The organism is Calidifontibacillus erzurumensis, assembly GCF_013303125.1.
GTDB lineage: Bacteria > Bacillota > Bacilli > Bacillales > Bacillaceae_J > Calidifontibacillus > Calidifontibacillus erzurumensis.
On the sequence record NZ_JABTTE010000009.1, the window covers coordinates 15,156 to 34,625 of the forward strand.

General features: G+C 39.2%; 12 protein-coding genes. 11 read left to right on the forward strand and 1 reads right to left on the reverse strand.

Going from position 1 to position 19,470, the window contains the following annotated elements; genetic code table 11:
• Positions 1–179: 179 nt before the first annotated feature.
• From HR057_RS08225 to HR057_RS08275, 11 genes are all read left to right on the forward strand, one after another.
• A complete protein-coding gene (locus HR057_RS08225; RefSeq protein WP_173730962.1) occupies positions 180–1,283 on the forward strand; it encodes an ABC transporter ATP-binding protein in 1,104 nt (367 codons plus the stop codon).
• 420 nt (positions 1,284–1,703) lie between these two features.
• Complete coding sequence (locus HR057_RS08230) at positions 1,704–1,859, forward strand: hypothetical protein (RefSeq protein ID WP_173730963.1); 156 nt, start codon at positions 1,704–1,706, stop codon at positions 1,857–1,859.
• Positions 1,856–2,479 (forward strand): YdcF family protein, encoded by a 624-nt coding sequence (locus HR057_RS08235; RefSeq protein WP_173730964.1) that lies wholly within the window; start codon positions 1,856–1,858, stop codon positions 2,477–2,479. Before HR057_RS08230 ends, HR057_RS08235 begins: the two co-directional genes overlap by 4 nt.
• Positions 2,480–3,358: 879 nt before the next feature.
• A complete protein-coding gene (locus HR057_RS08240) occupies positions 3,359–6,208 on the forward strand; it encodes an S-layer homology domain-containing protein (protein WP_173730965.1) in 2,850 nt (949 codons plus the stop codon).
• A 405-nt stretch (positions 6,209–6,613) separates the two neighbouring features.
• Positions 6,614–7,351 (forward strand): WecB/TagA/CpsF family glycosyltransferase, encoded by a 738-nt coding sequence (locus tag HR057_RS08245; RefSeq protein ID WP_173730966.1) that lies wholly within the window; start codon positions 6,614–6,616, stop codon positions 7,349–7,351.
• A gap of 812 nt (positions 7,352–8,163) precedes the next feature.
• A complete protein-coding gene (locus tag HR057_RS08250) occupies positions 8,164–8,361 on the forward strand; it encodes a DUF4177 domain-containing protein (RefSeq protein WP_173730967.1) in 198 nt (65 codons plus the stop codon).
• A 43-nt stretch (positions 8,362–8,404) separates the two neighbouring features.
• On the forward strand, positions 8,405–9,979 hold the full coding sequence (locus tag HR057_RS08255; RefSeq protein ID WP_173730968.1) for a putative polysaccharide biosynthesis protein: 1,575 nt from the start codon (positions 8,405–8,407) through the stop codon (positions 9,977–9,979).
• A gap of 447 nt (positions 9,980–10,426) precedes the next feature.
• A complete protein-coding gene (locus HR057_RS08260; protein WP_173730969.1) occupies positions 10,427–11,491 on the forward strand; it encodes a glycosyltransferase family 4 protein in 1,065 nt (354 codons plus the stop codon).
• Between the two features lie 322 nt (positions 11,492–11,813).
• The gene (locus HR057_RS08265) at positions 11,814–13,778 is read left to right on the forward strand and encodes a DUF5693 family protein (protein WP_173730970.1); all 1,965 of its coding nucleotides are present in this window, start codon (positions 11,814–11,816) and stop codon (positions 13,776–13,778) included.
• A gap of 1 nt (position 13,779) precedes the next feature.
• Positions 13,780–14,883, forward strand: a complete 1,104-nt coding sequence (csaB, locus tag HR057_RS08270; protein ID WP_173730971.1) for a polysaccharide pyruvyl transferase CsaB — start codon at positions 13,780–13,782, stop codon at positions 14,881–14,883.
• A gap of 973 nt (positions 14,884–15,856) precedes the next feature.
• A complete protein-coding gene (locus HR057_RS08275; protein ID WP_173730972.1) occupies positions 15,857–17,887 on the forward strand; it encodes an N-acetylmuramoyl-L-alanine amidase in 2,031 nt (676 codons plus the stop codon).
• 100 nt (positions 17,888–17,987) lie between these two features.
• Here HR057_RS08275 and HR057_RS08280 read toward each other — a convergent pair whose 3' ends face one another.
• The gene (locus HR057_RS08280; RefSeq protein ID WP_173730973.1) at positions 17,988–18,977 is read right to left on the reverse strand and encodes an LCP family protein; all 990 of its coding nucleotides are present in this window, start codon (positions 18,975–18,977) and stop codon (positions 17,988–17,990) included.
• Positions 18,978–19,470 lie beyond the last annotated feature (493 nt).

The following is a 19,470-nucleotide window of genomic DNA, read 5'->3' on the forward strand; positions in this document are numbered from 1 at the left end:
TTTATCAAAGTGATATCAACAATAACTTTTTGTTTCGACAAATGTATACTTGAATCTTCATTTATTGCGGTGCATTGTCACACAGGAAATTCACTCATAATTATTCTAGAAAAATACAATGAGAGTGAGAGAAGGATTTTGCCATAACGGAAATGTCCTCTTATGAAGGGAGCAGGAAAATGGCTGAATTACAATTTGAGCATATATATAAAGTTTATGACAATCGTGTAACTGCCATTGAAGATTTTAACCTGCATATTAAAGATAAAGAATTTATTGTTTTAGTAGGGCCATCAGGTTGCGGGAAATCAACGATTTTACGAATGGTTGCCGGTCTTGAAGAAATTACAAAAGGCGATCTTTATATTGATCAAAAAAGAATGAATGATGTTTTGCCAAAAGATAGAGATATTGCAATGGTTTTTCAAAACTATGCTCTGTACCCTCATATGTCGATTTACGACAATATGGCTTTTGGGTTAAAAATGCGAAAAGTTTCAAAAAAAGAAATTGACCGTCGAGTAAAAGAGGCTGCAGAAATTCTTGGTCTAGAGGAGTATCTTGACCGTAAGCCAAAAGCTTTGTCAGGGGGGCAGCGCCAACGTGTTGCTTTAGGACGTGCGATTGTTCGGGATGCTAAAGTGTTTTTAATGGATGAACCTTTATCAAATCTTGATTCGCAGCTTCGCGTTCAAATGCGTTCCGAGATTATAAAACTTCATCAGCGTTTACAAACGACTACAATTTATGTGACACATGATCAGACAGAGGCTATGACAATGGCAACGAGACTTGTTGTATTGAAAAACGGCATCATCCAACAAGTTGGGACTCCAAAGGAAGTTTATGAAACACCAGCAAACGTCTTTGTTGGTGGATTCATTGGATCACCGGCTATGAATTTTTTTAAAGGAAAAATTGTAGAAGGGCAGCTATTGATTGGGAAAACAGCTTTTGCTCTCAAGCCAGAAAAACAAAAAATATTACAGGATCAGGGATATGCTGGAAAAGAGGTTATTTTTGGCATACGCCCAGAGAATATTCATTTGGATTTGAATGCTTCCCTTCCATCCCAGACTTCAAAATTTAAAGGTACCGTTGATGCAGTAGAATTATTGGGTGCTGAAATCGTAGTTTACTCAAATATTGGAGGTCAAGAATTTTTAGCAAGGGTAGATTCTCGTATAGAAGTAAGCCCTGGAGAAAACGTTGAATTTGCTTTCGATATGGAAAAAGCACATTTCTTTGATATAGAAACGGAAAGAAGGATAGGTGCAAAATAACAGGGGAATTTGGTAAAGGAAAACCTTTCTTTGATGAAAAATAGAATGATACTTTCATCTAAAAATTACCTTATTTTGTATAAAATATATAGAATTCTCCTTCACGTAAAATTGGGCGTATCTCTTTAATTTAGTAACAGGAAAAAGCGATTTTTTCTTTTTCCTGTTAAAAATTGTATTCTCATCCGTGGTAATTTTACCCCTTTCCCTTAATTTTAACGCTCTCTAGAACCGGATTAGGTTTATTTTTTTCCAGTTTTCTTCTCTTCTCAACAGAATATTACAATTCCATTAAATTCCTGTTACCTATAAGACAATATTTTACAAGTGTGATATAATGGGTGAGTGTATCAGACAAAATCTGCAATGGATTGTCGAATATATTATCATATAATAATAGAATTGAAGGTGATATAGAGAATGAGTGATTCAAAGGGTAGTATGCTAAATCAACGTGAACTGTTGGCGATTCTCCAGTCTGCCTATCAGAAGGGAGAAGAAATGGTTATTAAAAATCCGAAGGAAATGGTACAAGACATCATTTTACAAATGGAATCAATGGGCACAAAACAATGAAAAAGCGGAAGTTGAATCGTTTCCTCGTTTTTAGTCTTGGAACATTCTTATTTTTCATTTTAATAGCTTTTCTTGTGAAGAATCCGTTGTTGCAATCAGTGGCGGATTTTTTAATTGCCGATGAAACGATGGAGAAAAGTGATGTCATCATCGTTCTTGGCGGTGAAATCAAAGGTGAACGCACGAAGCGGGCCGTGGAGCTTTTTAATCAAGGATACGCGGATGTTTTGCTTTTTTCAGATGGAACAGACCTGTCGTGGCGTACGAAAGCCGTTGATGAAATGGTCGATTTGGCGCGTGAACTCGGTGTTCCGGAAGATGCTATTCAAAAAGAAACTAGCTCTAGAAGTACGTACGAAAATGCAGTGTTTTCAAAAGAGATTATGCTCGATAAAAACTATCAATCTGCTATTGTCGTGACAACCGACTGGCATTCAAAAAGAAGCAAATTTATTTTTGACAAAGTTTTTGATGAAACAAATATTAAGCTGACATATGCCAATGCTCCTGATGAGCGGATTGATAGTCTCAAAAACTGGTGGAAGGATTCAGAAAAACAGCAAATCGTTTTGACCGAATGGGCGAAGTTTATCGTATATTGGCTGAAGTATTCATTCTAGTAGACTAAAAATCTGTTTTGCTGCATTGCTTTACGTTGGGCGGCTCAACCGCTTTTGCTGAAGAACCATTGAAACGAAGGACTGAACCATTACTGCTAAAGATTGAATCGACCAGCCAAATTGCCTTGGGTGCTAAAACTTTTATTTTCAAACCTCGTTTGCGGCTGGAAACTCTCAAACTTAGTTTGGTTTATGCTGAAAGATTTAAACTCTCACTAAATAGGTTTTGGTCGAAACAATCATCGATCAGCTCAAAAGTATAACCGGTTTTGTGCCGAAATATTCAAACGCTCAGCCTAACTAGTTTTGACGTGAAAAGATCAAACGTTCAATCTGAAAGAATATTGGCCTAAACGCTCAATCAATCAGCCTAACAGGAATTAAGCTGAAAGGATTAAAAGTTCAGTCTAATAGAGTTGCGCCGAAACACTTAAAAGTTCAGCCAAACAAGTTTTGAAGTGAAGCGACCAAACGTTCAACCAAAAAGGATTTTGGCCGAAAAGATCGATTGTTTATCCGCTCAGCCTAAAAGGTTTAACATTGAACCTTTCAATCACCCAGCCCAAATCACTTTTATTGCCCAAAAATCCAACCGCCACTCAAACCGCTCAACCCGCGTATGGCTCTGCGAGAATAAAACTCACAGCCAAATCCGCGTTCGCACCAAAACATAATCGATTTTTCTACATACAGCTGGGACAAACGTTCAATGAGCTCAGCTTGTACTAATAAAGTTTTTGATACGTTTAGCCCAATTGTTCATTTGCAATCAAAGGCATTTTCGTCTGATTAGCCCAAACCGCACTGGCAAAAACGGCAAGGGAACACAATTTTTTGCCATCATCACAGTTTTGAAAACTACGAAGGGGAGAGGATGAAATGAGACGTAGGAAGCGCAGCACGATAACACTCTTGCTTCTCGTTGTACTAGTTTTTCAAAGTTTTGGAAGTGCAGCCTTTGCATCATTTGGTAATTTAATAAAAGAAGAAAAAGCGCAAATTTCTCCTGGGGTCACATATGTGAACCAACAATATAATGGAACGTATTCTCGTGCAGTAAATCTATTAAACATCAATTTGAACGATCCGTTTACATCATTGGAAGTCAGTTTGCCGAACCCGTTGACTGCAACTACAACGGTTACTAGCCGAGCGCTGCAAAATCACTATGAAGGCCATTTTGTTGTAGGGGCGACCAACGCAGGCTTCTTTGATATGGTTGGCAAAATGCCGGTTAACTTAATTGTTTTAAACAACAAATTGATTAACGTCGGTATCGCTGGCACGAAGACTTCGAAAAGCCCGACGAATGAGCCGATCGCTTTTGGGATCGATCGCAATGGAAAAGCAGTGATTGACCGTTACAAAATTGAAATGATTACAACACTTGGTGGACAAACGATTCCGATTAGCAAAATTAACGGTGAGCGCGGAGAAAATGCGATTCATATTTATAAATCTCCAAAACAAACGACAGGTACAAACCAATGGGGAACAGAGATTGTCATTTCTGATGTAACACCAAATCCGACCGATCTTTATATCGGCCAAACGATGACGGGTACAGTTTCAAAGATTACTAGATTTGGAGAAGGCGGGAATGCCCAAATCCCAGCCAATGGTTTTGTCATTTCTGCACACGGCGGTGAGTGGGCTGAAAAACTAAAAAATGTCCAAGTTGGCGACCAAGTTGATTTAACACTTTCTTTAGGAAATGGATGGGAAGGTGCCCAATATATAATTGGGACAGGTCCGCAACTTGTGAAAAATGGACAAGTTTCCATTTCTATGGATGAAAGTGATTCTTTTGCAAAAACTCGCCACCCACGCACAGCAATTGCTGTAGATCAGACGGGGTACCGCGTCTTTTTAGTTACTGTTGACGGTAGACAGAACGGGTACAGCAATGGTGCAACATTAAGGGAATTAGCGAATTATTTAGTTTCAATAGGTGCCTATAATGCTATTAATCTTGATGGCGGCGGTTCTACGGCTATGGTCGTACGTAAGCTTGGAAGTTTCCAACCGGCGCTTGTCAATAGTCCATCTGAGGGAGTGGAACGCAAAGTATCATCGGTCTTCCAAGTTATTAGTTCAGCACCGACAAGCGATCCAACTACTCTTAAACTAGCAAACCTTAAAGGAAAAGTATTGAAAGGTACAGCGGTACCAATTAATTTGGAATATGCACTTGACCAATATTTCAACCCAGTAAAAGTGAATGCAAACGATATTTCTTTATCTGTTCAAGGAAATATTGGATCAATAAATGGCAAGACTTTTATTGCTGAAAATGCTGGAACTGGAAAAATCGTTGCAACATATAATGGAGCTTACGGTGAACTTCCTGTTACTGTCATTGATAGAGTGGACAAAATTGATATTTTACCAAAATCTCTCGTAATCGGTACAAATGAATCTATAAAACTAACAGCAAATATTACTTATAACGGCGGCGAGCCTATTATCTTTGACCGCTCTGTTATTAAATGGTCCGTTGACGGCAATATCGGTACAATTTCAGCAGACGGTACATTTACTGCCGGAAGTGAAAAAGGATCAGGTAATATCATCGCCCAATTTGAAAATATAACAGCTTCCATTCCAGTCAAAGTTGGCAGCGATCCAGTCCTAGTTGATGGTTTTGAATCAATTGCAAAATGGAAAGCTGACCAAGCAAGAGCAAATGCAGCTATTGAAGCAGCCGCTGATAATGGCAATGTAAAAGAAGGCAAAAGCGCGTTGAAACTTTCTTATGATTTTACAACTGCAGAAGAAGGCATTAAAGTGGCCTATGCACAGGCGAAATCACCGATTGAATTGAAAGGTTATCCGAAAGAGTTAGGTGTATGGGTGAAAGGCGATGGAGCAGCTCACTGGCTTCGTGCGCATATCATTGATGGATCGGGTAAAACTCATACGATCAACTTTACTGAAGAACATGGGTTAACATGGACAGGCTGGAAGTATGTCCGTGCAAAAATTCCTGCAAACTTGCCGTTGCCGCTAAAATTTGACCGTATTTATGTAGCGGAAGCTGTGAAAGAAAAACAAAATAAAGGTGCCATTTATTTTGATGGCTTATATGCTGCATATGTAAATAATCATCCAGAACCAAAAGGCAATACAGGTGGCGGCACAGATAATGGTGGAAATAATGGAAATGGTGGAAACGGCCAAGTGCCTGCACCAAGCATTTCATTTAAAGATTTAACAAAGAGCCATTGGGCTTACAGCTCAATTGCATTTTTAACAGACCGCGGCGTTATTAAAGGGTATGATGATGGAACATTCAGACCGAGTGCTGAAATTACAAGAGCGATGGCTGCGGCAATGATTGCCCGCGAGTTTGAATTAACTCCATCTGATGACAAGAAGTTTCCATTTACAGATGTAAAAGCAAATCATTATGCTTATAATGCCATCAAAGCTGTTGCTGAAGAAGGCATCATCAATGGAAAACAAGCAGGAAAATTTGCTCCAGATGATAAGCTGACAAGAGCGGAAATGGCAGTTATTTTAACTCGTGCTTACAATTTAAAAGGTGAAACAAACAAAACATTTACAGATGTAAAATCTAATCACTGGGCAGCATCAGCTATCAACACATTAGCTGCTAACAAAATTACAGGCGGTTATGAAGATGGCAGCTTTAGACCAGCGAACCCGACCACTCGTGCTGAATTTTCATCTTTCATGGAGCGCGTGATTCGATTAACGGAGAATTAAAAAGTCTTATAATAATGAGGCAAGAGGAGAAAAACTTATTGGTTGTCTCCTCTTTTCTTTATATTTGTTTCCCTTTATTTTGTATTTTTCTATGAAAATGTTAGGGAAATTATTTTCATTCTGGGTTCTGGTTGAAAGATCATGGTAGTTTTCTGTGAAAAAAAGACGAGAATATTATTTTCATTGCCGGTAGAGGGCATAAGATCATGAATGTTTTTTGTGAAAAATTAATCAAGCGGCAATAAAGTATATTTTTAAATCATGTTTCATTTTGGGGCCTATTTTGTTATAGTTCAATGTAGAGTTTTTACATCTATATGAATACAAGCATGGCTGTACAATCCCTATTTTGCAGGGTTCAATTCAAATGTAGATTATTATGTAGTGAAAAAAGGTGAAAAACAAATGCAGGACAAATTTGTTTCAATTTTAGGTGTGAATTTCATACATACAACGATGAAAGATATGGTGGCACGACTTCGCAAGCGCCTTTTGAACGAAGAGAAGACATTCGTTGTAACAGCAAATCCGGAAATTGTCATGAAAACGTTGGAAGATCCGACATACAAGCAATACGTTGATCTGGCCGATTATGTAACGGCAGATGGCATTGGTGTCGTAAAGGGTGCGCAAATATTAGGGAAACCGCTGCCGGAGCGAGTGGCGGGATATGATTTAATGCGAAATTTGTTAGCTATATTAAATGAGGAAAAATTAAAATTGTATATGCTCGGTGCGCAGGAAGAAACAATTGAAAAAGCGGTTGAAACGGTTAAAAGAGAATATCCGAATCTACAGCTTGTAGGTTATCATCACGGCTTTTTTAATTGGGAAGATCCGTCGATTATTAATGAAATTAAGGAAAAAAAGCCTGATCTTGTATTAGTGGCCCTCGGCGTACCAAGACAAGAAAAATGGATTGCCGAACATCTGGAAGAAGTAGAAAAAGGGGTATTTATTGGTGTCGGCGGCTCTTTTGACGTCCTCGCCGGAACAGTCAAACGTGCACCGGAAATTTGGCAAAAACTAAACCTTGAATGGTTTTACCGCTTATTAAAGCAGCCATCAAGATGGCGCCGCATGCTAGCATTGCCACACTTTGCCCTTAAAGTATTTGGACAAAAATTAACAGGAAAAAGCTAGGCGTCTGCGCAACGGTGCCAGCCCCCTCTGGAGCACGGTCTCCGGCACCGACTGCGGTACTATCTGGGGTGAGGTGCCAGCCCCCTCTGGAGCACGGTCTCCGGCACCTTCTGCGGTACCATCTGAGGTGAGGTGCCAGACCCCTCTGGAGCACCGTCTCCGGCCCCGACTGCGGCACCATCTGGGTGTAGGTGTCAGACCCCTCTGGAGCACCATCTCCGGCCCCGACTGCGGTACCATCTGGGGTGAGGTGCCAGACCCCTCTGGCGTACCGTCTCCGGCACCTTCTGCGGTACCATCTGGGGTGAGGTGCCAGACCCCTCTGGAGCACGGTCTCCGGCACTGTCTGCGGCACCATCTGGGTTGAGGTGCCAGACCCCTCTGGAGCACCGTCTCTGGTACCGTTTGCGGTACCATCTGGGGTGGGGTGCCAGACCCCTCTGGAGCACCATCTCCGGCACTGTCTGCGGCACTATCTGGGTTGAGGTGCCAGACCCCTCTTGAGCACGGTCTCCGGCATCGTCTGCGGTACCATCTGGGTTGAGGTGCCAGACCCCTCTGGAGCACGGTCTCCGGCACCTTCTGCGGCACCATCTGGGGTGAGGTGCCAGACCCCTCTGGCGTACCGTCTCTGGCACCGTCTGCGGCTACTGCCGGAGGTATTTCTGGGCGTATAAAATAATGAAAATTTTATTTAGGTTCTATTAAAAAATAGGGTTGATTTTTGATAACTTTTCAAAAATAAACGAGTTATTTGCCCTTTTTTTATTGAAACCGAACAAATTGTTTTATCCAAGAGGAGGACAAATAATATGTTTGAATATAAGTTTGTCAAAATAGAGTTTAAAAAATTATCTGGTAACCCTAAGGAAGACTATCGAGAAGTAATTAAAAGTCACGCAGAACAAGGTTGGCGTTTTGTTCAAATTTTCTCTCCTGACTTTGCAACTTCAGGAGTTGGAGCAGGTTCTTATTATGAATTAATCTTTGAAAGACCTTTACAAAAATAAATTTAACAATGCCAAAATTTACGAAATAGGAGCTTAATTAAGCATGGCCCAATCTTCTTTATTAAAAGGAACTTTAATTATTACAATTGCAACTATTATTTCGAAATTTATAGGAAGTATTTTTCAAATACCGTTGCAAAATATTGCCGGTGACAAGGTTCTTGGTATTTTTGGACTTGTTTATCCGGTTTATATGATTGCGTTAATTTTATCGGTGGCTGGTATTCCGATTGCTATTTCCAAGCTGATCTCAGAAGCACGCGGCTCAGGACGGGAATCTGAAATTGATGATATTTTTCGTTCTGCCAGTGTGCTTGCGATTTTCTTTGGTATTTTCAGTTTTACGGTGATGTTCACCTTTTCAGAGCAAATTGCGCTCATGCTAGGCGGTTCATTTACGAAGCCAGCGGTGGAAATTGTTTCGTTTACACTTTTAATTGCCCCATATATGGCCGTTTATCGCGGCTTTTTCCAAGGCTTTGAAGATATGAAACCGACAGCAATGTCCCAAGTGATTGAACAATTTGTGAGAGTTGCTCTCATCCTTACCATTGCGTTTATTTTAGTGAAGCGGGGCGAAACAAGCGATGTAATCGCCGGAGGCGTCATGGTTGGCTCTTCTGTTGGAGCACTGTTCTCACTTATTTATTTGCGGATTCTATATCAAAAATTCAAAGCCCGTCCTAAAGGAATGAAATCTTTTTCAATGAATATATTTAGGCAGTGGGCAAAGAGAATTTTGGCACTATCGATTCCGATTGCCGTTGGTTCATTGTCAATGGCATTATTAAATCTAGTAGATTCTGTAACGATTCCTCATGGATTAACATGGCTTGGAAATGAAACAGAAGATGTGCAACAACAATTGGGGCTTTATCGTCGCGGTATATCGTTAGTCGGCATTGCTTCTGTTTTTTCGAGTGCGGTTATATTGCCGTTAATTCCTGCCATTACAAAAGCAATGGCCAAAAAAGACATTGAACTTGCGAATTCATATATTGAACGGTCGCTTAAATATGCCCATCTTATCTCTTGGCCAGCTGCGCTAGGCCTCTTGGCGCTAACAATGCCAGTGAATCGGGCATTGTTCATGGACTTTCAAGGAAGCGATGTAGTGGCGATCATCAATTTCAGTTCTGCTTTTTCTTCTTTTGCCGTATTAACTACTGGCATTTTGCAAGGACTAAACCGTTCGAAACTTGCGGCATGGATCATTGTTTTCGGTGCGGTTGTAAAAGGCGGCATGAACTTCTTATTTGTATCCCAAATGGGAATTGTTGGAGCAGCCTATGCGACAGTTCTAATTTATGTGTTAATTACGGTCGCTAATATTTTATTTATTGTTCAAACAACAAATTACAAAGTATGGCGTAAAGAAAGTCTTGTATTTGTAGTCTCAAGTATTGTAATGGGGCTCGTAGCATTTGTACCTATGTACTTTTTTACGGTCACCGATTGGTCTAGAATCGAAGCGCTGCTTTATTTAGTCGTTATCATTCCAATAGGTGCAATTGTTTATGCATTCCTTGTAATCGTCCTAAAAGGCGTAAGCAGGGAGGAATTGCAGGCATTGCCAGTAATTGGACGCTATTTTCGCAAATTAGAGCGTCAAATATGAGTTATTCTAATATATAATAAAAAGTTGTGTGTCAAAATAGCTATTAAAGGAAAGGTTTGTTATTTTGGCGCTAGCGTGTTCGAGAAAAACGTTACTTTTGCAAAAATTACATACTATATTAAGGTGAAACGTGGAAGAAAAAAATTCGTCTAAGAGTTATGAGTGGTCGAATTCATTAAAAAAGCATTCGCATTTTGAAAAAATTTGATTTGCTGATCTATAAAACAAGTCCCTTTATTTTCCAAAAATCGCGTGACATGAATTAAGATTTTGTCGAAAAAATTGTAGAAAAGCAAAGATGTTGTTATTTTGTCGCAAAAAAACTTACTTATTCATGGACGATGTGGTATAATCGGTTTTGAATGCTAGAAGAAGTGGAAAATAAAGGAGAAAATTTGCCTTAACATATTTATGTGAGGCAAAAATTGTCTGGGGAGTGCAAATTTTATGCTAATCATTACAGCAATTGTCTGTTTTCTAGCTTCAATAGGTTTAACTCCGATTGTGAAAAAACTTGCAATTTCGATCGGCGCTGTTGATAAGCCAAATCATAGGAAAGTTCATCAAAGAATTATGCCGCGCCTTGGGGGCTTGGCCATTTTTATTAGTATGGTCATCGGTTTTTTAATAGCGAGACCGGTTGATGATGAAATTTCTACGTGGGCTATACTAATTGGAGCAACAATTATAGTTATTACAGGGATTTTAGATGATCGTTTTGAAATTTCACCGAAATTGAAATTATTAGGCCAAATATTGGCAGCCTCAGTTGTAATTTATGGTGGCGTGCAAGTGCCGATTATTAATTTGCCTTTTGAAGTAACGATTAACTTAGGATATTTCAGCATTCCATTTACATTACTTTGGATTGTTGGAATTACGAATGCGATTAACTTAATCGATGGTCTGGATGGACTTGCTGCAGGTGTATCTTCCATCGTATTAATTACAATTGCTTCCATGGCGTTGTTTATGGGCAATATGTTTGCAGTAGTAATCAGCGTCATTTTGCTGGCAAGTACGCTCGGATTTTTAATTTACAATTTCCACCCAGCGAAAATTTTCATGGGCGATACTGGTGCGCTTTTATTAGGGTTCATGATTTCAGTAATCTCTATTTTAGGATTTAAAAGCATTGCCGTTTATTCATTACTTTTACCTGTAATCATTTTAGGCGTGCCAATTTCTGATACATTTTATGCGATCATTCGTCGCATCGTTAATAAAAAACCATTGTCAGCGCCGGATAAATCGCATTTGCATCATTGCCTATTAAGATTAGGATTTTCGCACCGGCAAACGGTGTTAATCATTTATGCAATGAGCGCTTTCTTCGGCATCGCGGCTATTGTGCTTTCTCGTTCAACATTATGGGTGGCAACGCTCATTATCGCAGTTGTTCTATTTGTCGTTCAACTTGTCGCTGAACGGGTTGGGTTAGTGTCAGAAAATTACCAGCCGATGCTGCGATTCTTTAGAAAAATTGTTGCACATGGCAAGCGGTCTGCATAATTTGAGGCTTCGTTTCAAGTGAACAAAGAAGGGGAAAAGGGGAGAGCTGGCATAGCTTTCCTTTTTCATTAGGAAAAGGTTATACATATGTAGATAGATGCAGTTTCCATTTTCAATAGTCAAATATTATGGGCAAATGTAGATAGATACAGTTTAGATTGATTTATTTTTCATTAGGAAAAAAACTTCCGCCAATATAGATGAAGAGGTGGCATAGCTGGTTCTCTTACATTAGAAAAAATAGTAAAAGGTCTGTCACCGATTGGAAACAATCTTGAATCGATATTTTTGCAAAACCTAATATAGAAGGGATGTAAAACTTTTGAAGAAAATATTTTTGGCGATCGTCGCACTATCGATATTGTTAACGGCGCCGCTCATTTATACTCGCGCCAAAGTAGAATGGAAAAATGATACATATGAAATGATTGTTCCTTATGAAGAAATACGCGAGTTGGTCATTCGTGGTCTTGATGAAAAAATGATCATTGACACACTGAACGAAAACGGTGTACGGGGTATATCTTTTGAGCCGATGGGTATTCAAGACCTTGAGAGAAAAGGGCAAGTGTTAACACTTACAAAAAGCGATTTAATTAGCATGGTACAAAATAAAGATGAAAGTACGCGGGAAAAAATCCTTTACTCAAGAGCAAATGGTTTGTATGTACTTATAAGAAATGATTTAGAACAGCGTTGGGAAGATGCAATCGTCCAATCGTTTGGCGACCGTATTGAAAAAGTAACCGATCTTCCAATGTTTGAAGGAGAATCCATTTATTTTATAAAAGGTTTGAACAAACAAGAGCTTAACCGTGGCATGGGTTCCATCATCAACCCTATTTTGACAAGACCGATTGGATTTGACCAAGAACTGATGGCAGCGTACGCTTCTTACGGCTTTGAACCAGTGTTCCGCATTGGGAATAATATTGACGAGAACAATGAGTTTGTCCTTGAGCAAATGAAACAACTGCAAGATGAGCTCGGCGGCCACAAAATTATTTTTACCGGCAATCAAATGTTAGGTGTTCCGCCACATCCGGATTTAGAATTGGATGATGCCGAACAATATGCACTCCGCTTAAAAAATGAAGGGTTCGTAATCATGCCAATTGAATTTTCGGAACAAAAAGGATTACAAACATATGCAAAAGAGTTCAATAATAAAATTGTTCGCTTGCACAGCCTCGACTTTTTCGATGGCAGAGGCGGCTATACAGAACGGGCAACACGTGCTGTAAAAGAACGTAACATTCGCGGTTTATATTTACATATTGCTGACATTAAAAAATTGGAAGAAGAAGTCATAACAGCTGAGCAATCGTTTGAAATTGCTGCAAAAGAAATTGGAGCCATTCGCGAGCAAATGGCGGACAAGCATGAAGCTGGCATTGCTCAATCGTTTGATGTTTTAGAGCCTGCTAAATGGATGACCATGGCGGCGCTCATTGGTGTTGCCGCATTTATCGCTTTAGCAGCGCTTATGGTTTCAGAAAAAATTGCTATTCTTACGTTTGCCGGCATGCTTCTTGTAGCAGCAGGCTATTTCGTTACAAATTCAGTAATGTTTTTACAACTGGCTGCATTGGCTGTGGCGATTGTAGCAGCCACTTGGGCCGCAGTTTCTGGTGAATATATTAATAGTAAGAAAGAGATCGTTCTTAAATTTTTGAAAGGTGCATGTATCGCTCTTATCGGTGCATGGTTCGTCATGGCACTCTTGTACGGCAATTTATTCCTCGTAAAAATTATTGAATTTAGAGGAGTCAAACTGCTGTTTGTTTTACCAATCTTATTGACGGCTCTTCATATGGTGCGCGACCACGTGAAAGAAGTGGCAATGGCTGTAGCACGCAACTATTATTTCATTATTTTTGCCGTCATTTGTGCTGCCTTAGCCATTTTGGTTATGCGTTCCGGAAACGATGCGACTGAAATGGTCTCGGGGGCAGAGCTCGCGGTGCGGCAAGGGCTTGAAGATTTATTGTTCGTTCGTCCGCGCACAAAAGAGTTTTTAATTGGTTATCCGATTTTCGTGTTGGCGATGTACATCATCTACCAAGGCAAAGGATGGGAACAGCGAATCGGCAGATATTTACTGGCTGGCGGAGCGATCGGCTTCTTATCAACAGTCAATACTTTTACCCACTTGCATATCCCAATTTACATTTCTGTTTTACGCACGGTTTACGGTTTCATATTTGGCGCTTTAATCGGGCTTGTGTTGATTTTCTTATATCGATTGGCAAAAAAATATTGGCCGCTTCTTCAAGAGAGGTTATAGTATGAAAGTTGTTTTGTCCGGTTATTATGGATTTCATAATGTTGGTGATGAAGCAATTTTGCAGGCGATCATTCATGCGCTGCGTCAAGAAAAAAAAGATATTGAAATCATTGTCCTTTCAAACGATCCAGAATATACGAAAAAAACATACGGTGTTGATGCGGTCAACCGTTGGAAGCTTGGTGAAGTGTTTCGTGCAATTGCTGGGAGTGATGGAGTTATTAGCGGCGGCGGCAGCTTGCTTCAAGATAAAACAGGCCTGAAAAGCGTCCCTTATTATACGGGGATTATGATGATTGCTTATACGCTCAGAAAGCCATTTTATATATATGCGCAAGGCATCGGCCCGCTTGAACAGCGGGTTAGTCAGATACTTGTCAAATATGCATTGTCAAAAGCAGATTATATATCTGTGCGTGATAAGGAATCTGCACAATTGTTGCAGACGCTTGGCATTCAAGGTAACATTGATCTCGTTCCCGATCCAGTAATGGGGATGAAATACGATCCAAGTTTAAATCGCAGTTGGCTGGAGAAAACAGGGCTTTCCAACGAGCCGTTTATTACCGTTGCCCTGCGCGACTGGCCATCTGCTGGTTTTCCAGTGTGTAAAGGAAAAGTAGTAGAAGCATTGGATCGCTTTGTTTCAGATGGAGAGTACCGTGTTGTATTTTTGCCTATGCACGGGGAGCATGATGATGTGTTTTCACGTGAAATAGTAGATGCGATGAAAAATAGTTCTCGTGTGCATATTTTTCCATATAATGCATCTATTGAAGAAAAAATTTCTATCATAGGTGCCTCTTCATTGCTTTTTGGAATGAGGCTTCATGCACTAATTTTTGCAGCTGTGGCCCATACACCGATGGTGGGTTTATCATACGATCCGAAAATTGATGCTTTTATCGAGCAAGTCGGCCAACCATTGATCGGTCATGTTGACGAAGATTGGACATCTGAACAGTTATATCTGTTGATTTCCAACCAATTAAAAGACTATGAAAATCAAGTTAAACTTTTGAAAGAAAAAGCGAATCCACTTCAGCAAAAAGCAAATGAAACAGCTCAGAAAGTTGTTGGTTTGCTAGAGATGGAAATAAAGTAGTAGAGCAGCTGTCTAAAGCTTCAAATCAAGTGAGTACAATACATCTTTTTTTGCAGGCGAAAAATACATAGTATTGTAGAACCGAATACAGAGAATTGCGACTTGACACGGTTCCTGTGCGTGCATGATTCCCAAGCCAGAAAGCGAGTATCAAGGACTGCTTCACCATCCAAGGCTATCATGCCGCCACTCCATTTAAAGTTGCTACAGAGCAAGTGCACTGCAAAGCTATGTATTTTTTTTGTAATATACACACATCCACCCAAGAAAGTTTTCTTTGCTTTCTTGGGTTTTGTATTTTCATAATTGTTTTTGACAAAATTATAGTGAGACATCGAATTTGTGGCCAGCATCCTTTTTCGACAGACACTCTTTTACATCCATGATGATTTTGCCGTTTTATTTATTTTGTATTTCTAATCTCTTTCGACAACTCGCTTAATCTCACTTCTTTTTCGACATACTATTGAAAATGTTTCGATCTAAACACTCATCCAACAACCGATCAAATTCTTCACCGCATCATTTAAATTTAATTACAATCTTGAATATTTTAACCCTTCCTAACCAAAAAGGACCATTTTGAGGAATCTTGTAACGATGTCAAATGTACAGCTACTCAACAAAAACCTACTAGAACTTGCTATTCTCTAGAATAGACTTTACTTGTTCACTCTACCTTGCCAATCGATAGTGTTCAGTCCTGAATCACACACTACTTTTCCCATCCTCAACCTTCCACTCCAATTGACAAGGAAAATCTTTCAAACGCATTTTGAAACAATTTCCAAATACGTAAAACGACAATATTTCCCGGAAAATAATACAAACATTTCATCTTTATGACAAAATTACGTCAATTGTCTCATTTTGTTGCAATTTGGATAAATTACCTTGATATTCTTCTATTAAACTATTACATTTGAAATAGTGAACTTGAACAACAAAATATTGAAGGGGGATTGGTCGAAGAATGGGAAAGAGGTTTCCAAAGTCCATCATCATTTGTACTTTTTTCGCTTTACTATCCATTCTATTTTTACCTTCGCAGTTTGCGAGTGCAAATGAAGTTGGGAAAGTTCTTGCGAATGGGAATTTAAACGTAAGAAATGCCCCTTCGATACAAGGGGAAATCGTTGGCAAGTTGCAGGATGGTGATGAAGTAAAAATTATTGAAAAAGTTGGGGAATGGCTAAAAATATCCTCTAAAGTCGGTCAAGGATATGTACATGGAGATTATATTGTCATACATAAAGCAAATAGTTCGACAAATAGCAAAGCAAATTCCTCAAGCCAATCTAGTTCAACTGCCAACAAAAGCAACACAACCACTACGAATCCATCTACAAAAAAAGTTTCCGTCTATGTCAATGGTAATCTCCTAACTCTTCCTATTGATCCGCCTGTAGAAAATGGGAGAGTCTTAGTGCCTTTCCGTGTAATAGGAGAGAATTTGGGCATCAATGTCAATTGGTTGTCAGAAACAAAACAAATTGAAGCCATTGATGCGGATACAAAAGTATTATTCACCATCAACAAAAATAAAGTTTTGGTGAATAGTCAAACATTGACGCTCGATCAAGCACCGTTAATTGTAAAAAATACGACCGTTATTCCACTTCGCTTTTTTGCAGAAACTTACGGAGCCAATGTTCAATGGAATGAAAAAGAAAAAATCGTGACAATCGTGAAAAAACAATCAAATAATGGCAATGTTGTATTGCCGATGCCAAGTGAAGAAAAGCCACCTTCTCGCACAACTGTTTTAGCTGTGATTGATGATCCTAATGGAGCAACTGTTTATGAAGAACCTTCGAGAAGAAGTGACGAGATTGGAGAGCTTGAAGAAGGCGACACGATTAAAATTTATGAAAAACCAAGTGCGGATATCGACACAGACGAATGGATTGAAATCGATTATAAAAACAAAGTAGGCTATATTGCAGCTGATGCAGTAAGACCTCAATCAGAAACGTTAAAAGGCAAGGTTACGGCAACTTCACTAAATATACGCGAACAAGCCAATACAACTTCAGCGGTGATTGGTTCGTTGCCAAAAGGCCAAGAAATCATCGTATTTGAAGTCATAGGCGAGTGGGCACGTATTAAACATAACGGCCAATGGGGCTATGTGCATACAAATTATTTAACAATGCAAATGAACAAAAAAACATATTCAGCCCTTAGTGAACCAAAATTAGAAATCTATGATGCCAATCGGGCATGGTTAACCTGGTCGAAAGTCGGTTCTGTCACAACATCTCATTCGTTGGTAACGAATGGAATTGAAATTTCGACTACGGCTTCTCAAATCGACAAATGGAAAGAAAATCATCCAGGTATCCAACAAATTGAATATAACGGTTCAAAAATTCGTATTTATGTAAATCCAGGTTATCATTTGGTCGTTCGTCATTTTACGAATAGTGTAAGAGTTACGATACTTCCTAGCGGTTTAGCAGGGAAGCGGATTGTTGTCGATGCTGGACACGGTGATCATGACCCTGGCGCTAAAGGTGCAACAGGATTACTTGAAAAGGAAGTCAATTTAGCGGTTGCACTGAAGCTTGCTGATTTATTAAGAAATGCAGGAGCTGAAGTTATATTATCAAGATCTAACGATACGTTCTTGTCATTAGCTGATCGTGTGAAAGTCGCACATAATAATGATGCTGATGCTTTTATCAGTATCCATGCTGATTCATTTAATGCTACTTCTCAAGGGTCAACAACGTTCTATCATTCCGGAAAGAACCCTAGCTGGCAGCAAAGTAAACAGTTGTCAGATATAGCGATTAAAAAATTGACATCACAGCTTGGTACTGTCAGCCGTGGATCAAATGACAAAAGTTTACATGTCATCCGTGAAACAGAAATACCAGCGATTTTAGTGGAGCTTGCGTTCTTGTCAAATCCTAAAGAAGAAGCTTTATTAAAATCTGATGAATTCCGCCAAAAAGCAGCCCAAGCGTTGTTTGATTCCTTTATCGAATTTTATAAATAGATAGAAGCATTCAATGAATCAAAAACGAATAGCAAAGGAAAACCCAAGAATGGTAAACGAACATTCTTGGGTTTCGCTTTTTTCGGGCTCAAAATACACCTTAACTTACTGTGCTTGTGCCTTCCAACTCCAAATGAGTTTTTAACTTTGTTTTTACTTCCTCGAGTTTTTCTTCATCAAGCAAATAATAATAGAGACGGTTAATTCTTGCATTCTTTCCGCTTAATGTTAGCATTTCCACATCGATGTTTTTTCCTTTGTAAACATAATCATGAAAAGCAAGCATTTCATCAAAAGTCATATTTGTGACAAGATGATCACCAATACTTTCAATAACTTCCCCATATTTTGAGACTGCCCGGATCGACAAACCTTTATGAAGAACCGCTTTTAAAATTTCCTGCTGACGCATTCCTCTTTCAACATCTCCGTCATATTTGCGGGTTCTTGCATAAGCCAATGCTTGTTCACCGTTTAGGGTTTGCAACCCCTTTTTTATTTTTATGGTATTTTTTACACGATGGCTATTTTGTTCGACAATATCGAATGGTACATCAATTTCGATACCACCGAGTGCGTCAATAATTTTAATAAAAGCATCAAAATCTAGGCGAACATAGTAATCAACCGGGATTTCAAAAAGTTTTTCTACCGTTTTTACAGCCATGTCCAAACCGCCATAGGCATGGGCATGTGCAATTTTATCCATCCGGTTCCGCCCAACAAGCTCCACTCGGGAATCTCTTGGTATACTTACCATTTTTACAGATTTTTCTTTTTCATTAAAAGTCGCTAATATCATCGCATCGGTTCTTGTCTTGTCGCTAAATACATGGTCGCTCCCATCATCAATACCTAAAAATAGGATGGAAATATTGTCAACACGCGGATCTACTTTTTCGACCCGCAGTTCAGATTTTTCTTCAAACTTCCGGCTGTCCAATTTATGTTGGGCATTTTCAACAACCGTTTTAGCGGTGCTCGTTAAATAAGCGCCATAAGCAGCCATACCGGCACAAACAACCAACAATGGAACGAATATGACCAACAAAACTTTTGTTATTTTCGATTTCTTTTTTAATCGGGTCATACATGAAAACTCCCTTTTCTTCCTATAAAAAGTGTACCCTTAAATTTCTCATCTTTCTGTTTTCGTTTCATTGAATAGTCTACGTGCTTTGCTGTTTCTTGATCCCAAAAAGCCTGGAAATATCGTTATTTCGCCGAAAATATCTCAAGTTTTTATATTTTCAAGTGCATTATTTTTAATAGTGTACCCGCAGATTGAAGAAAATAACAAAATTTTGTCAAATCTTTCTTTCAGAATGATTGTTTTTTACGTGCTCCATTGATTAAAGCAAAATATAAAAATAGAACAATGCTCCTCTCCACCAACAAAAAACTCTTCCATGGTGCGTCCTTTCAATGAATAAAAAAAGCGTCTTCGTTCAAAATGAACGAAAGAAGCTCGATTCGATAATTTTTTCCGATATCGGGATTTCTCATCTGGACTGGATTTGTCAGCTGATACACCATTTTAGAAAACATCGATCTTCAAATAAAAGTGTCCAGTTCCAGCTTTT